The 15155-nt window shown below is 71.1% G+C and carries 12 protein-coding genes; 5 read left to right on the top strand and 7 right to left on the bottom strand.

Going from position 1 to position 15155, the window contains the following annotated elements; all coding sequences use genetic code 11:
* Nucleotides 1-57: 57 nt before the first annotated feature.
* Nucleotides 58-1122, bottom strand: coding sequence for a mechanosensitive ion channel family protein (locus AVW11_RS03330; RefSeq protein WP_076043162.1), 1065 nt, complete (start codon nt 1120-1122; stop codon nt 58-60).
* A 63-nt stretch (nt 1123-1185) separates the two neighbouring features.
* On the opposite strand from AVW11_RS03330, the gene AVW11_RS03335 reads away from it, so the two are divergent.
* A complete protein-coding gene (locus AVW11_RS03335) occupies nt 1186-1755 on the top strand; it encodes a dienelactone hydrolase family protein (RefSeq protein WP_076043163.1) in 570 nt (189 codons plus the stop codon).
* A gap of 72 nt (nt 1756-1827) precedes the next feature.
* On the opposite strand, the gene AVW11_RS03340 is transcribed toward AVW11_RS03335, so the two are convergent.
* From AVW11_RS03340 to AVW11_RS03360, 5 genes are all read right to left on the bottom strand, one after another.
* Nucleotides 1828-2775, bottom strand: coding sequence for a zinc metalloprotease (locus tag AVW11_RS03340; RefSeq protein WP_060179000.1), 948 nt, complete (start codon nt 2773-2775; stop codon nt 1828-1830).
* Between the two features lie 242 nt (nt 2776-3017).
* The gene (locus AVW11_RS03345) at nt 3018-4679 is read right to left on the bottom strand and encodes an alkaline phosphatase D family protein (protein ID WP_060178922.1); all 1662 of its coding nucleotides are present in this window, start codon (nt 4677-4679) and stop codon (nt 3018-3020) included.
* 129 nt (nt 4680-4808) lie between these two features.
* Entirely contained in the window at nt 4809-5603 is a 795-nt protein-coding gene (locus AVW11_RS03350) for a DsbA family protein (RefSeq protein WP_076043164.1), read from the bottom strand.
* A 48-nt stretch (nt 5604-5651) separates the two neighbouring features.
* The gene (locus tag AVW11_RS03355) at nt 5652-6341 is read right to left on the bottom strand and encodes a hypothetical protein (RefSeq protein WP_060178923.1); all 690 of its coding nucleotides are present in this window, start codon (nt 6339-6341) and stop codon (nt 5652-5654) included.
* 37 nt (nt 6342-6378) lie between these two features.
* Nucleotides 6379-7704 (bottom strand): DUF2252 domain-containing protein, encoded by a 1326-nt coding sequence (locus AVW11_RS03360; protein WP_030855518.1) that lies wholly within the window; start codon nt 7702-7704, stop codon nt 6379-6381.
* Nucleotides 7705-7877: 173 nt separating this feature from the next.
* Between AVW11_RS03360 and dnaE the strand changes: the two genes are divergently transcribed.
* Nucleotides 7878-11420 (top strand): DNA polymerase III subunit alpha, encoded by a 3543-nt coding sequence (dnaE, locus tag AVW11_RS03365; protein ID WP_030855516.1) that lies wholly within the window; start codon nt 7878-7880, stop codon nt 11418-11420.
* An 89-nt stretch (nt 11421-11509) separates the two neighbouring features.
* Here the strand turns inward: dnaE and AVW11_RS37640 are convergent, their stop codons facing one another.
* On the bottom strand, nt 11510-11671 hold the full coding sequence (locus AVW11_RS37640) for a hypothetical protein (RefSeq protein ID WP_167389203.1): 162 nt from the start codon (nt 11669-11671) through the stop codon (nt 11510-11512).
* 220 nt (nt 11672-11891) lie between these two features.
* Between AVW11_RS37640 and AVW11_RS03370 the strand changes: the two genes are divergently transcribed.
* Genes AVW11_RS03370 through AVW11_RS03380 form a run of 3 tightly spaced genes read left to right on the top strand, consistent with a single transcriptional unit; the run spans nt 11892 to nt 15134 of the window.
* Nucleotides 11892-13199 (top strand): NYN domain-containing protein, encoded by a 1308-nt coding sequence (locus AVW11_RS03370; RefSeq protein WP_060178924.1) that lies wholly within the window; start codon nt 11892-11894, stop codon nt 13197-13199.
* 28 nt (nt 13200-13227) lie between these two features.
* The gene (locus tag AVW11_RS03375; RefSeq protein WP_078094050.1) at nt 13228-14265 is read left to right on the top strand and encodes an ABC transporter ATP-binding protein; all 1038 of its coding nucleotides are present in this window, start codon (nt 13228-13230) and stop codon (nt 14263-14265) included.
* Entirely contained in the window at nt 14262-15134 is an 873-nt protein-coding gene (locus AVW11_RS03380) for an ABC transporter permease (protein ID WP_076043165.1), read from the top strand. Before AVW11_RS03375 ends, AVW11_RS03380 begins: the two co-directional genes overlap by 4 nt.
* Nucleotides 15135-15155 lie beyond the last annotated feature (21 nt).

The raw sequence follows: 15155 nt of genomic DNA on the forward strand, positions 1-15155 counted from the left end.
GCGATGCACCGCATCTGACGCCGTGCGCTGATCCACCGGGGATTTACGGGACAGCCCTTAGCCCCGGTCGTCGGGCGCGGCCGGGGCCGGGGGTGCCGGGGAGGTCGCGATGCGGGGGAGGGCGTAGGGGTGGTGGGCGGCCAGCCAGGTGATCAGCCGCTCGCGGACGGCGCACCGCAGTGTCCAGAGGTCGTCGGCGTCCTTGGCCGTGACCACGCCGCGGACCTGGACGGTGTGCGGTGTGGTGTCCGTCACGGCCAGGCCGCCGCCGCGGCCGTCCCACTCGGGCAGTTCCGCGAGGATCTCCCCGAACCGCTCCCGCATCAGGTCCAGGGGCGCGCTGTGGTCCAGGTGCCAGAAGACCGTGCCGGTCATCTGGGCCCCGCCGCGCGACCAGTTCTCGTACGGCTTGCTCGTGAAATACGACACAGGCATCGTGATGCGGCGCTCGTCCCACGTGCGGACGGTCAGGAAGGTCAGCGTGATTTCCTCGACCCTGCCCCACTCCTTGTCGACGACCACGGTGTCCCCGATGCGGACGGTGTCGCCGAAGGCGATCTGGAGCCCGGCGAAGAGGTTGCTCAGCGAGGACTGGGCGGCGATGCCCGCCACGATGCCGAGGACGCCCGCGGAGGCCAGCACCGAGGCGCCGACCGCACGCATCGGGGGGAAGGTGAGCAGCATCGCCGCCGCGGCGACCACGACCACCATCGCCGTGACCACCCGCTGGATCAGCGTGACCTGGGTGCGCACCCGGCGGACCCGCGCCTCGTCCGCGGTCGCCGCGGCGTAGCGCGCGTACGCGGAGTCGACGGCGGCCGTCGCGATGCGCACCGCCAGCCAGGCCGCCGAGGCGATGAGCACCAGGGTGAGGAAGCGGCCGACGCCGACTGCATGGTCGGGCAGGATGCCCGCCCGGCGGTAGGAGCCTCTGAGCAGGGAGGTGCACAGCACCACCTGGAAGGGGAGCCGGCAGCGGCGCAGCAGTTCCCACAGCGGGGTCTCGGGGTGCCGGGCGTCGGCCCGGCGCAGCAGCAGGTCGAGCAGCCAGCCCGCGATCAGGGTGGCGACCAGCACGCCGCCGACGACCGTCACGGGGCGCAGGAAGTTCTCCGTCTCCATGGGGACGAACGTAGCGGGAAGCCGGGGCGCACCGGGGCCGGCGGCGGCTGGCACGATGGAGGCATGAACATCATGCTTTTCCACTCGACGTACGGGATGCGGCCCGCGGTGCACGCGGCGGCCGACCGGCTGCGCGCGGCCGGTCACCAGGTCCAGGTGCCGGACCTCTTCGAGGGGCGCACCTTCGAGACCGTCGAGGAGGGCATGGCCCACCAGGAGGAGATCGGCCGTGACGAGCTGCTGAAGCGGGCGGTGCTGGCCTCGGCCCCCCACTCCGACGAGGGCCTGGTCTACGCGGGCTTCTCCTTCGGCGGTTCCCTCGCCCAGCACCTGGCGCTGGCCGACGAGAAGGCGCGCGGACTGCTCCTCCTGCACGGGACGGCGGACCTGGAGGACAGCGCCTCGGTGGACGGGCTCCCGGTGCAGCTGCACATCGCCGACCCCGACCCCTTCGAGCCGCACGACTGGTTGACGGCCTGGTACCTGCGGATGCAGCGGGCCGGCGCGGACGTCGAGGTGCACAGCTACCCGGGCGCCGGGCACCTGTTCACCGACCCGGACCTCGACGACCACGACGCCGAGGCCGCGGAGCAGGCCTGGAAGGCCGCGATCGGCTTCCTCGACAGCCTGTAGCCGCGCGGTGCCCGCCCGAGCGGAAGGGCCCGGCCCGGCGGATGCCGGGCCGGGCCCTCCTCGTCGCTGGGGTCAGCCCGCCCGGTAGGCGGTCCAGTTGCTGCTCATGCGGGCCACCTGGCCGGCGGTGAACTGGTACATGCAGGAGTCGTACGTGTAGTCCATGAAGTTGCGGATCGGGTCCGCGCCCGGCTTGCTGGCGCAGCTGTCGCGACCGGTCGGGCACTCGTAGGCGGCGCTCTTCTCGGCCGGGGTGTCGGCGACGTAGTCGCCGTTGCCGTTACAGCCGCCCTGGAAGGTGTGGTACAGCCCGAGCCAGTGGCCGACCTCGTGGGTGGCGGTGTCGCCCTCGTTGTAGTTGGCGGAGGAGCCGCCGGGCAGCGAGCTGTCGAGCACGACAACGCCGTCCATCTTGGGGCTGGAGGCGTAGGAGGTCGGGAAGGTCGCCCAACCCAGCAGGCCGCCGGAGAGCTTGGCGGTGTAGAAGTTGAGCGCGCCCGGGCCGCCCTTGCGCAGGGTGTTCTTCATGTCCTTCTCGGCCTGGGAGCCGGAGGCCAGGTTGTACCAGGAGGCGTTGTCCGTGTAGTCGGTCGACGCCAGGGTGAACTGGAAGTTCGTGTTGACGTTGCCGGTGCCCTGGCCGCCGTAGGCCGCGTTGAGGACCGCGAGCTGCTTGCTGACGTCGGTGGACGTGAGCTTGCCGGTGGTGCCGGAGTGGATGACGTGGAAGTACACCGGGATGTTCACGACGGCCTCGGCCGCGGCGAGGCTGCGCTGCGGCTGGTTCTTGAGGGCCTTGTCCAGCTTCGCCTTGAGGTCGGCGTCCATGGCCTTCGCCTGCGCGTCGGTGACCTCGTTCGGCTCGTCCGCGTGCTCGTCGTGGGCGCGGGCCACCCGGGCGTTGGCGGGGGCGGCGGTCTCCTCGGCGCACACCTCGGCGGGGGTCTTCGCGGCCGCCAGCGTGGTGGGGGCGGCGAGCGGGGTGAAGGCCAGGGTTCCGGCCAGGACCGCAGTGCCCATCAGGCGGCGGCGGAGAAGGGGGGATATGCGGGCAGGCGCGCGCACGTGTGCTCCTCGCGGGTGGGGGGGTGGTGGGGGGTGGTGCCTGAAGGATCTTCTTCAGCTGGCGGGAAGCTTATGTGTGCATGACATATTCAGGTCAAGGGTCTTACGTAAAAGATTTGTTGCCGAGAACGCACAAGGGGTGTCTGGTACGTACCAGACACCCCCTGCGGCCGGAGAATTGACGGCCAATCAGGCGATCAGTGGACGGGCTGGTAGGAACGCTCCACCTTCTGGGTGCCGTTCGCGGTCCGGTAGGAACGGGACCATGCGGACGTGGCGCCCGGTCGGCGCTTGTCGGAAATGACGTAGTAGTCCATCTGCGAGCGCTCCGGCGTCACGTCCAGCACGCCGTAGCCGTGCGCGTCCATGTCCAGCCACTTCACATGCCAGTTGGCGGCCTTGATGGCGGTTTCGGCGACCAGCGAGACCGTGTCCGGCAGCACGTGCAGGATGTCGTCGAGGTTGTCGGAGGTCACCGACGTGACGACGAACTCGGTCGCCGCCGTGCCCGACCCCGGGTAGGTGGCCATGTTCACCGGCACCTCGTTCGCCCAGGCCATGTGGATGTCGCCGGTCAGGAACACCGTGTTCTTGACGTTGCGTTCCTTCAGGTGGCCCAGCAGCTCCTTGCGGTCGTCGGTGTACCCGTCCCACTGGTCCACGTTGATCGCGATGCCGCCCTCGGGCAGGCCGAGCAGCTCGGCGAGCGGCCCCAGCAGGTGCGCGGGCAGCGACCCGAAGGCCACCGGCGAGATCATCACCGAGGTGCCCACCAGCTTCCAGGTCGCGTTCGAGCCGGCCAGGCCCGCCTTGAGCCAGTCCAGCTGGGCCCGCCCGGTGATGCTGCGCTCCGGGTCGTCCACCGAACCGCTGCCGACCTTGGACTGCTGCGAGCGGAAGGAGCGCAGGTCCAGCAGGTGGAGGTCGGCGAGGGTGCCGAAGCGCAGCCTGCGGTAGACGGTGCCCGCGGTGGAGGTCCGTACCGGCATCCACTCGAAGTACGCCTGCTTGGCGGCCTCCGCGCGGCCGGCCCAGTCGCCCTCGGCGCCCGGGGTGTGGTTCTCGGCCCCGCCGGCCCACATGTCGTTCGCGAACTCGTGGTCGTCCCAGATGGCGATGACCGGGTGGGCGTGGTGCAGAGCCTGGAGGTCGGTGTCCGTCTTGTACTTGCCGTGCCGCGCGCGGTAATCGGCCAGCGAGACGATCTCGTGCTGCGGCTCGTGCCGGCGCACGGTGTACTTGGCCTCCGGGTAGCCCCCCGAGGCGTACTCGTAGATGTAGTCGCCCAGGTGCAGGACCGCGTGCAGGTCCGTGCGGGCGGCCAGGTGGCGGTAGGCCGAGAAGTAGCCGGACTCCCAGTTGGCGCAGGAGACCACCCCGAAGCGGACCCCCGGGGTCGTCACGTCGTGCCCGGGGGTGGTCAGCGTGCGCCCCACGGGGGAGGTGGCCGAGCCCGCGGTGAAGCGGTACCAGTACGGCGTCTGCGGCCGGAGCCCCCGCACGTCCACCTTGACCGTGTGGTCGGTGGCGGCGCTCGCCGTGACGGTTCCCCCGGCGACGATGCGGGAGAAAGCCTGGTCGGAGGCCACCTCCCAGTCCACCTGGACGGCGGGGCCGAGCCCGGAGCCGGGGACGGCCTCGGGGGACGGGGTGACGCGCGTCCACAGCAGGACGCCGTCGGGCAGCGGATCGCCGGAGGCGACGCCGTGGAGGAAGGCGGGCGCGGTGCCCGCGGCATGGGCGGTCCCGGCGCCCAGCGTGGCGAGGGGGGCCAGCGTGGCCGTGGCCGCCGCGGCGAGAACGACCGTACGGCGGCGGGGATTTGCCGCGGCCGGGTGAGGAGTGAGATGACTGGTCACGGATGATCATATTACCGACCGGTATACCGCTGGGAACAGACGTCGGAATGCAACGGGCGGGCGAACTCTGGGAGTTCGCCCGCCCGTCGGTGCGGCCGGTCCGGAAGGCTGTGTCCGGAATGCCCGGGATCAGCCCTGCAGGGCCTTGTCGATAGCCGCCGTGAACGCCTCCGCCGTCTGCGGGGTGTCGATCTTCTTGCCGTCCATCTTCAGGGTCGGCGTGCCCTTCACCCCGGACTTGTCGAAGACCTTCGACATCTCCAGCGCCCACCGGTCGTACGTGCCGTCCTCGACGGCCTTCTTGAACTCGGCGTTGCCCTTGAGCGCCGCAACGGTGTCCGCGACCTTCAGCAGGTAGTCGTCCTTGGCGAAGCTGTCGACGGTCTCCTCGGGGTGCTGCTCCTTGGAGTACAGCGCCCCCTTGTACTCCAGGAAGGCCTCCGGGCTGACGTTCAGCGCCGCGCCCAGCGCGCTCAGCGCGTTCTTCGAGCCCTCGCCGTTGACGGCGTTGTCGATGAAGGTGGCGCCGAAGTACTGGAGCTTGTACTTGCCCGCCTCGACGTCCTTCTTGATCTGCTCGCCCGCCGCCTGCTCGAAGGAGGCGCACGCCGGGCAGCGCGAGTCCTCGTACAGCTCCAGGGTCTTCTTCGCGTCGGCCTTGCCGACGACGACCGTGGTGCCGTCCTCGCCCGAGGTGTTCTTCGGCTTGACCAGCTCCGCCTTGGCGGCCTTCTCCCAGTGGTCGGGCTCGTTGGCCTTCATGACCCCGTAGGCGATACCGCCGGCCAGACCCAGCGCGGCCACGACGCCGACGCCGACTATGACCTGCCGGCGGATCCTGTCCTTCTTGGCCTGCGCCTCACGCTCGGCCCGCAGCCGCTCGCGGGCCGCCGCCTTGTTCGCCTGGCTGTTGCGTGAACTCATCATGATCTCCGTGGTGTGTGACGTGGGAAAGGGACTGCCGTACGTGCGTCAGGCGCGCGCGAGCGCGCCGAGCACGGGCGGTCCCCGCCGTCCCACGGAGTGCGCGGGGAAGCGCGTCCGGGCGTCGGCCCCGGCCGCGACCGGACCCGGCACCCGCCGCGCCGACCCGCGAGCCCCCGCCACCGCTGCGGCCGCCAGCCGCAGCGGCCGGAACGCGAAGGCGGCCACCGCCCGCAGCAGCCGGCCCAGCGCACGCTCGCCGTGGCGCAGCCAGGCGGCGGCGAGCAGCCCCACCGCGACGTGCACGCCGAGCAGCAGCCACGGCGTGTACGGGCCGGGCGAGGCCAGCAGCGCGGCCGCGTCGGCGGCCGGCCCGGTCACCTCGGTCAGCGGCCCGCCCACCGGCGTGCCCCCGCACAGCTCCTCCAGGCCCATGGCACGCAGCGGCCCCGAGACGGGGCCGCCGGCCGGGCCGTAGCACAGGTGCTGGCCGGCGGTGAAGACGGTGTCGGCGGCCAGCTCCAGCGGCACGAGCAGCCCCGCGATGGGGCCGAAGCCCCGCTCGCGGCCCGCGCACGCGAAGGCGATGGCGAACACCCCGGCGAAGGCCCCGGCCACCAGCGCGGGCGGCAGCGGGACCTGGGACATCAGGACGTGGGAGCCGGAGGAGAGCAGCACGACCACAGCGCTGAACAGCGCGGCACGCAGCCCTCTGAGTCCCGTCCCGGAAAAATCCATCCCGGCGAGTGTGCCATGTGTTCCTGTGGACGGGGTTTCAGGGGGTGAGACGCCCGTTGCGGAACAGGTCCACGAAGATCTGGTGGTCGGCGCGCGCCCGGGCCCCGTACGCGTGCGCGAAGTCCACCAGCAGCGCCGCGAAGCCGTCCTCGTCCGCCGCGATCGCCGCGTCGATGGCCCGCTCGGTGGAGAACGGCACCAGGGACTGCCCGCTCTCCGCCTCGTCGGCCGACGCGTGCATGGTCGCGGTGGCCCGCCCGAGGTCGGCGACCACGGCCGCGATCTCCTCCGGGTCGTCCAGGTCCGACCAGTCCAGGTCCACCGCGTACGGGGAGACCTCCGCCACCAGCTGGCCGGTGCCGTCCAGCTCGGTCCAGCCCAGCCACGGATCGGCGTGCGCCTGCAGGGCCCGCTGCGAGATCACCGTGCGGTGCCCCTCGTGCAGGAAGTACTCCCGCACCGCCCGGTCCGTGATGTGCCGGGAGGCCGCCGGGGTCTGCGCCTGCTTGAGGTAGATCACGACATCGTTCTCCAGGGCGTCGCTGTGCCCCTCCAGCAGGATGTTGTAGGAGGGCAGGCCCGCCGAGCCGATGCCGACGCCCCGGCGGCCGACCACGTCCTTGACCCGGTAGGAGTCCGGGCGCACGAGGGACTCGTCGGGCAGGGTCTCCAGGTACCCGTCGAAGGCGGCCAGCACCTTGTAGCGGGTCGCGGCGTCCAGCTCGATCGAGCCGCCGCCGGGGCTGAAGCGGCGCTCGTACTCCCGTATCTCCGTCATCGAGTCCAGCAGGGAGAAACGCGTCCGGGAGCGGGCCGAGCGCAGCGCGTCCAGCAGCGGGCCCTCGGCGGTGTCCAGGGTGAAGGAGGGGACCTCCTCGTCCTTGGCGCCCTTCGCGAGCAGGTGGATGCGCTCCCGGTAGGCGCCGGCGTAGATCCGCACCAGCTCGCCTATCTGGTCGTCGCTGAGGGCCTTGGTGTAGCCGATCAGCGCGACGGAGGCGGCGAAGCGCTTGAGGTCCCAGGTGAAGGGGCCGACGTAGGCCTCGTCGAAGTCGTTGACGTTGAAGATCAGCCGGCCGTTGGAGTCCATGTACGTGCCGAAGTTCTCGGCGTGGAGATCGCCGTGGATCCACACCCGGCCCGTCCGCTCGTCCAGGTACGGGCCGCCGTGCCGGTCCCGCTCCAGGTCGGAGTAGAACAGGCAGGCCGTGCCGCGGTAGAAGGCGAAGGCCGAGGCCGCCATCTTGCGGAACTTGACCTGGAAGGCAGCGGGGTCGGCGGCGAGCAGCTCACCGAACGCGGTGTCGAACACGTCGAGGATCTCCTCGGCGCGCTGCTCGTCGGTCGTCTCGGGGACCGCCATCGCGGGTTCCTCCTGGTGCACGGGGTGGTACGGGCTCTGCCGGACGGGACGCCGGGACCAGTGCCCCTGGTTCTGCAACGCCCGACCGTACCGCTGCGTGCCCGTGATCTGTCACCCGTGGGACGTAGGATTCGAAGCTGCCCCCCTCCCCCCGCCGCCAGGAGACCAGCGCCGTGACCAAGACGCCGTTCACGCACCTGCACGTCCACACCCAGTACTCGCTGCTGGACGGTGCCGCACGGCTGAAGGACATGTTCAACGCGTGCAACGAGATGGGCATGACGCACATCGCCATGTCCGACCACGGCAACCTGCACGGGGCCTACGACTTCTTCCACTCCGCGCAGAAGGCCGGGATCACACCGATCATCGGCATCGAGGCGTACGTCGCCCCCGAGTCCCGGCGCAACAAGCGCCGCATCCAGTGGGGCCAGCCCCACCAGAAGCGCGACGACGTCTCCGGCTCCGGCGGCTACACCCACAAGACGATCTGGGCGGCGAACGCCACCGGCCTGCACAACCTCTTCCGGCTGTCCTCCGACGCCTACGCCGAGGGCTGGCTCACCAAGTGGCCGCGCATGGACAAGGAGACCATCAGCAAGTGGTCCGAGGGGCTGATCGCCTCCACCGGCTGCCCCTCCGGCGAGCTGCAGACCCGCCTGCGCCTCGGCCAGTTCGACGAGGCCCTGAAGTCGGCCTCCGAATACCAGGACATCTTCGGCAAGGACCGCTACTTCCTGGAGCTGATGGACCACGGCATCGAGATCGAGCGCCGGGTCCGCGACGGACTGCTGGAGATCGGCAAGAAGCTCGGCATCCCGCCGCTGGTGACGAACGACTCGCACTACACCTACGCCAGCGAGGCCGCCGCCCACGACGCCCTGCTGTGCATCCAGACCGGCAAGAACCTCTCGGACCCCGACCGCTTCCGCTTCGACGGCTCCGGCTACTACCTGAAGTCGACCGACGAGATGTACGCCATCGACTCCTCGGACGCCTGGCAGGAGGGCTGCGCCAACACCAAGCTGGTCGCGGACCAGATCGACACCGAGGGCATGTTCACGTTCCGGAACCTGATGCCGAAGTTCGACATCCCGGAGGGCTACACCGAGGTCACCTGGTTCCGCGAGGAGACCATGCGCGGCATGCACCGCCGCTTCCCCGGGGGCATCCCCGAGGACCGCATGAAGCAGGTCGAGTACGAGATGGACACGATCATCTCGATGGGCTTCCCCGGCTACTTCCTCGTCGTCGCCGACTTCATCATGTGGGCCAAGAACCAGGGCATCGCCGTCGGCCCCGGCCGAGGCTCCGCGGCCGGCTCGATCGTCGCCTACGCCATGGGCATCACCGACCTCGACCCGATCCCGCACGGCCTGATCTTCGAGCGCTTCCTCAACCCCGAGCGCGTCTCCATGCCCGATGTCGACATCGACTTCGACGAGCGTCGGCGCGTCGAGGTGATCCGGTACGTCACCGAGAAGTACGGCCAGGACAAGGTCGCCATGATCGGCACCTACGGCACCATCAAGGCCAAGAACGCGATCAAGGACTCGGCCCGCGTCCTGGGCTACCCGTACGCCATGGGCGACCGCCTCACCAAGGCCATGCCCGCCGACGTCCTCGGCAAGGGCATCCCGCTCTCCGGCATCCTCGACCCCTCGCACCCCCGCTACAGCGAGGCCGGCGAGATCCGCAGCATGTACGAGAACGAACCCGACGTGAAGAAGGTCATCGACACCGCCCGCGGGGTGGAGGGCCTGGTCCGCCAGATGGGCGTGCACGCCGCCGGCGTGATCATGTCCAGCGAGACGATCACCGACCACGTACCCGTCTGGGTGCGGCACACCGACGGCGTCACCATCACCCAGTGGGACTACCCGAGCTGCGAGTCGCTCGGCCTGCTGAAGATGGACTTCCTCGGCCTGCGCAACCTCACGATCATGGACGACGCCGTCAAGATGGTGAAGGCCAACAAGGGGATCGACATCGACCTCCTGGCCCTCCCGCTCGACGACCCCAAGACCTTCGAGCTGCTCGGCCGCGGCGACACCCTCGGCGTCTTCCAGTTCGACGGCGGGCCCATGCGCTCCCTGCTGCGCCTGATGAAGCCCGACAACTTCGAAGACATCTCCGCCGTGTCGGCCCTGTACCGCCCAGGCCCGATGGGCATGAACTCGCACACGAACTACGCCCTGCGCAAGAACAAGCAGCAGGAGATCACCCCGATCCACCCCGAGCTGGAGAAGCCGCTCGAAGAGGTGCTCGCGGTCACCTACGGCCTGATCGTCTACCAGGAGCAGGTGCAGAAGGCCGCCCAGATCATCGCCGGCTACTCGCTCGGCGAGGCCGACATCCTGCGCCGCGTCATGGGCAAGAAGAAGCCCGAGGAGCTGGCGAAGAACTTCACGATCTTCCAGGCGGGCGCCCGGAAGAACGGCTACAGCGACGAGGCCATCCAGAAGCTGTGGGACGTCCTGGTCCCCTTCGCCGGCTACGCCTTCAACAAGGCCCACTCCGCCGCGTACGGCCTGGTCTCCTACTGGACCGCCTACCTCAAGGCGAACTACCCGGCCGAGTACATGGCCGGCCTGCTCACCTCGGTCAAGGACGACAAGGACAAGTCCGCGATCTACCTGAACGAGTGCCGCCGCATGGGCATCAAGGTGCTCCCGCCGAACGTCAACGAGTCCGAGTCGAACTTCGCCGCCCAGGGCGACGACGTGATCCTCTTCGGCCTCACCGCCGTCCGCAACGTCGGCCAGAACGTCGTCGACTCGATCATCAAGACCAGGAAGGCCAAGGGGAAGTACTCCTCCTTCCCCGACTTCCTCGACAAGGTCGAGGCCGTCGTCTGCAACAAGCGCACCATCGAGTCCCTGATCAAGGCCGGCGCCTACGACGAGATGGGCCACACCCGCAAGGGCCTGGTCGCCCACCACGAGTCGATGATCGACAACGTGGTCGCCGTCAAGCGCAAGGAGGCCGAGGGACAGTTCGACCTCTTCGGCGGAATGGGTGACGAGGGCGCCGGCGACGAGCCCGGCTTCGGCCTCGACGTGGAGTTCTCCGACGTCGAGTGGGAGAAGTCCTACCTGCTCGCCCAGGAGCGCGAGATGCTCGGCCTCTACGTCTCCGACCACCCGCTCTTCGGCCTGGAGCACGTGCTGTCCGACAAGACGGACGCCGGCATCTCCCAGCTGACCGGCGGCGAGCACTCCGACGGCGCCGTCGTCACCATCGGCGGCATCATCTCGGGCCTCCAGCGCAAGATGACCAAGCAGGGCAACGCCTGGGCCATCGCCACCGTCGAGGACCTGGCCGGCTCCATCGAGTGCATGTTCTTCCCCGCGACCTACCAGCTCGTCTCCACCCAGCTGGTCGAGGACACCGTCGTCTTCGTCAAGGGCCGCCTCGACAAGCGCGAGGACGTCCCCCGCCTGGTCGCCATGGAGATGATGGTCCCCGACCTCTCCTCGGCCGGCACCAACGCCCCCGTGGTCCTCACCATCCCGACGGTCAAGGTCACGCCCCCGATGGTGACCCGTCTGGGGGAGATCCTGCGCCACCACAAGGGCAACACCGAGGTCCGCATCAAGCTCCAGGGGCCCCGGACCACCACCGTGCTCCGCCTCGACCGGCACCGCGTCCAGCCCGACCCGGCCCTCTTCGGCGACCTGAAGGTCCTGCTCGGACCGTCCTGCCTGGCCGGATAACAGCGCCTGCCGCACGCACGGAAGGGCCTGCACGGCGATGCCGGGCAGGCCCTTCCGGTTCCGGTCGTCACAGACCGACGCGAAGGGCGTCAGTTGTGGCCGAACTTCTTCTGCTTGCTCTTGTGGGCCAGGTCCATGGGACTGGGCGCCTGGGACGCGTGCTCGGGGGAATCCGACGAGCGCGACGTGTCGGGCCCGGACGAGCGGGCCTGCTGCTTCGCCGGCTGCTTCTGATTTTTGTTCTTGGCCATGGTGGAGCCTCCGTGAGGGTCTAGGGGCCAGGACCGCCTTCACACTCACACAGCGCCAGAAACCGCGCATTTTGGATCATTACTGCGCGTAGCCGCGGGCGGTTCGCCGCCGCCGCGTGAGATCCGCCACGCCGATGATCGAGTTCCGGCCTTCAACACCCTTGAGGTCGGGCAGACTCGGGGAACCCGCGAAAACACATGGGGACCCCCAGGGAAGAGGGTGGAACGCGTGGACCGCTGCGTCGTCCTGGTGGACGCCGGCTACCTGCTGGGCGCCGCCGCCAGCCTTCTCGCCGGGGAGCCCTCCCGCTCCCGGATCACCGTCGACCATGCCGCCCTCATCCAGAACCTGCGCGAGCGGGCCGAGGCCGACACCCAGCAGCCCCTCCTGCGCATCTACTGGTTCGACGGCGCACCCGACCGGGTGCCGCAGCCCGAACACCGCAGGCTGCGCGTCATGCCCCGCGTCACCGTCCGCCTCGGCGCCCTGACCCGCAGCGACGGCCGCTGGGCCCAGAAGGGCGTCGACGCCGCCATGCACGCCGAGCTCACCGAGCTCGCCCGCAACCGCGCCTGTTCCGACGTGGTCCTCGTGACCGGCGACGGCGACCTGCTCCCCGGCCTGATGTCCGCGAAGGAGCACGGCGTCGCCGTCCACCTGTGGGCCGTCCAGGCCGCCGACGGCGACTACAACCAGTCCGAGGACCTCGTCGCCGAGGCCGACGAACGCCGCGTCCTCGACCGGGCCTGGATCACCCGCGCCGTCCGCGCCAAGGACCTCACCGGACTGTGCTCCCCGCCGCCCGCGCCCCGCCCCGACATCGCCGCCATCCTCTCGGCCCCGCTGCCCGAGGCCGCACTCGCCGAGGCCGCCCGCAACGGCGCCGCCGCCCCCGCGGACGACGACCGGGAGGGCTCCTCCGTACCCCCTCCCACCACCCCCGCCGGCAGAAGCGTCCCCACGCCCAAGGACCTCGCCGGAGCCCTGCGCGCCCCCGGACCGCACGGCGGCCAGCAGGCCGCGGCGAGCACCACGCCGTCCCCCGCCAGCGCCCTGCGCTGGTCCTCCGACAAGGGCTGGATCGACCGCGCCGGACCCCTCGGCGAACCCGCCGAGACCGCCTCGCTGCCCACCCTCGCCCAGCTCACCAGCGCCGAACAGCGCTGGGCCGACCGGGAGGAGGACATCACCACCGTCGGCGGCGACCCGTTCGAGGTGGGACAGGTGTTCGCCCGCCGCTGGATGGAACGCCTCCCCGAAACCGTGCACCTGCAGAAACTGGCCACCATGTACCCGCGCATCCCGCACCGGATCGACGGCGAGCTGCTGCGCTACGCCGCCCGGTTCGGCCTGCTCGCGCACAAGGACGACCAGATCGACGAACACGACCGGTACGCCATCCGCGCCGGGTTCTGGAGGGAGATCGACGTCCGCGCCGCCGCCGAGCACGTCGCCGCGGTCCCGGCCGCCGCGCCCGGAACCGGACCCGCCGACCTCGCCGCCCCGCTGACCCCGGCGGCCGAGTAGGGGCGGGAACCCCGTAGGCTGCTCCCTCGTGAGTACGGGCACAGCACAGGCGCAGAACGGCACGGCAGCGGCCGCGGGAGCGGCGCCGGACGTGGTCTGCGCGGTGCGTGACCTGGTCAAGACGTATCCCGCGGTACGCGGACGGCGCGGCGCCCCCGCCCTGCCCGAGACCCGCGCCAACGACGGCGTCAGCCTCGACGTCCGGCGCGGCGAGATCTTCGGCCTGCTCGGCCCCAACGGCGCCGGCAAGTCCACCCTGGTCCGCCAGCTCACCGGCCTGATGCGGCCCGACTCGGGCGCCGTGACCCTCCTCGGCCACGACCTCGTACGCCACCCCGGACGGGCCTCCCGGCTGCTCGCCTACCTCGGCCAGGAGTCCACCGCCCTCGACGAGCTCACGGTGGCACTGGCCGCCGAGACCACCGGACGGCTGCGCGGACTCGACGTACGGTCGGCACGCGCCGCGCGCGACGCCGTACTGGAGGAACTCGGCCTGACCGCCATCGCCGGGCGGCCCCTGAAGAAGCTCTCCGGCGGCCAGCGGCGCCTCGCCTGCTTCGCCACCGCGCTCGTCGGCGAGCGGCCCGTACTGGTCCTCGACGAGCCCACCACCGGCATGGACCCCGTGGCCCGCCGGGCCGTCTGGGCGGCCGTGGACCGGCGCCGCGCACAGCACGGCGCGACCGTCCTGCTCGTCACCCACAACGTCATCGAGGCCGAGACCGTCCTCGACCGGGTCGCCGTCATCGACCAGGGCAAGGTCATCGCCTGCGACACCCCCGCCGCGCTGAAGGCCCGGGTCTCCGGCGAGGTACGGCTGGAACTGGTGTGGCGCGAAGCCGCCCCGCTGGCGGTGCCCGAGGTCGCACGGCTGCGCGACCGGGCCGTCGAGTCGGGGCGCCGCTGGGTGCTCCGGCTGGCGCCCGACGAGGCCAGGGCGGCGGTGGCCTCGGTCACCGGCGGCCCGGCCTTCGCCGCGCTCGACGACTTCACCCTGGCCACCCCCAGCCTGGAAGACGTGTACCTGGCCCTCGGCGGCAAGACGAAAGGGCTGGTGAAGTCGTGAGCGACCGCACGACGGGAGCCGCCAGGGCCGCGCTCGCGCCCGACGCCCCACCGACACCCGCGCCCCAGGCCGTACCGGCCGGCGACACCCCGGCCCGCGCGCAGGCCGGGCAGCCCGCACCGCTGGCGCCCGCAGCGCGGTTCTTCCCCTCGCTGGCCGCGGTCTACCGGGCCCAGCTGTCCCGGGCCCGGGTGGCGCGGATACCGCTGCTGTTCGTGGCGACCTTCCAGTCCGTCGGGATCATGATCCTGATGCGGGGCGTCGTCGACGGAGGCTCGGAGGCCCGGGCCGTCGTGGCCGGCTCCTCGGTGCTCGTCGTCGCCTTCGTCGCGCTGAACCTGCTCGCGCAGTACTTCGGGCAGCTGCGGGCCGGCGGCGGACTCGACCACTACGCCACCCTGCCGGTGCCGCCCGCCTCGGTGGTGCTGGGCGCGGCCGCCGCGTACGCCTCCTTCACGCTGCCGGGGACGCTGGTCACCGCCGTCTTCGGGTGCCTGCTCTTCGGCCTGCCCCTGAGCGGCCTGTGGATCCTGGCCGCCGTGGTGCCGCTGGCCGGGGCCGCGCTGGCCGGGCTCGGTGCGGCGCTGGGGCTGCTGGCGCCGCGCCAGGAGCTCGCCACCCTCGCGGGACAGCTCGGCATGTCGGCCGCGCTGCTGCTGGGGGTGCTGCCGGCCGAGCGGATGCCGGCCGTGATCGTGTGGGCGCGGGACCTGCTGCCGTCCACGTACGGGGTGGAGGCGTTCGCCCGCACCTTCGAGGCGTCGCCGGACTGGGCCGCCGTCGTCTTCGACCTGGGCGTGTGCGCGGCCGTCGGGGTCCTCTCGCTCACCGTCGCGACCTGGGCGTACCGCCGGGCGGCCGTCCGCTGACGCCGCCGCCGGACACACCTG

Origin of the sequence: Streptomyces amritsarensis, from assembly GCF_001953875.1 — a bacterium.
In the GTDB taxonomy this organism is placed as follows: domain Bacteria; phylum Actinomycetota; class Actinomycetes; order Streptomycetales; family Streptomycetaceae; genus Streptomyces; species Streptomyces amritsarensis.

Excerpts from the sequence above, each read along its gene's own strand:
- AVW11_RS37640 (WP_167389203.1), bottom strand. The coding sequence starts at position 11,671 with ATGGCCAAGAACAAAAATCAGAAGCAGCCGGCGAAGCAGCAGGCCCGC.
- AVW11_RS03360 (WP_030855518.1), bottom strand. The coding sequence starts at position 7,704 with ATGGCGGTCCCCGAGACGACCGACGAGCAGCGCGCCGAGGAGATCCTC.
- AVW11_RS03330 (WP_076043162.1), bottom strand. The coding sequence starts at position 1,122 with ATGGAGACGGAGAACTTCCTGCGCCCCGTGACGGTCGTCGGCGGCGTG.
- AVW11_RS03340 (WP_060179000.1), bottom strand. The coding sequence starts at position 2,775 with ATGGGCACTGCGGTCCTGGCCGGAACCCTGGCCTTCACCCCGCTCGCC.
- AVW11_RS03335 (WP_076043163.1), top strand. The coding sequence starts at position 1,186 with ATGAACATCATGCTTTTCCACTCGACGTACGGGATGCGGCCCGCGGTG.
- AVW11_RS03350 (WP_076043164.1), bottom strand. The coding sequence starts at position 5,603 with ATGAGTTCACGCAACAGCCAGGCGAACAAGGCGGCGGCCCGCGAGCGG.
- AVW11_RS03355 (WP_060178923.1), bottom strand. The coding sequence starts at position 6,341 with ATGGATTTTTCCGGGACGGGACTCAGAGGGCTGCGTGCCGCGCTGTTC.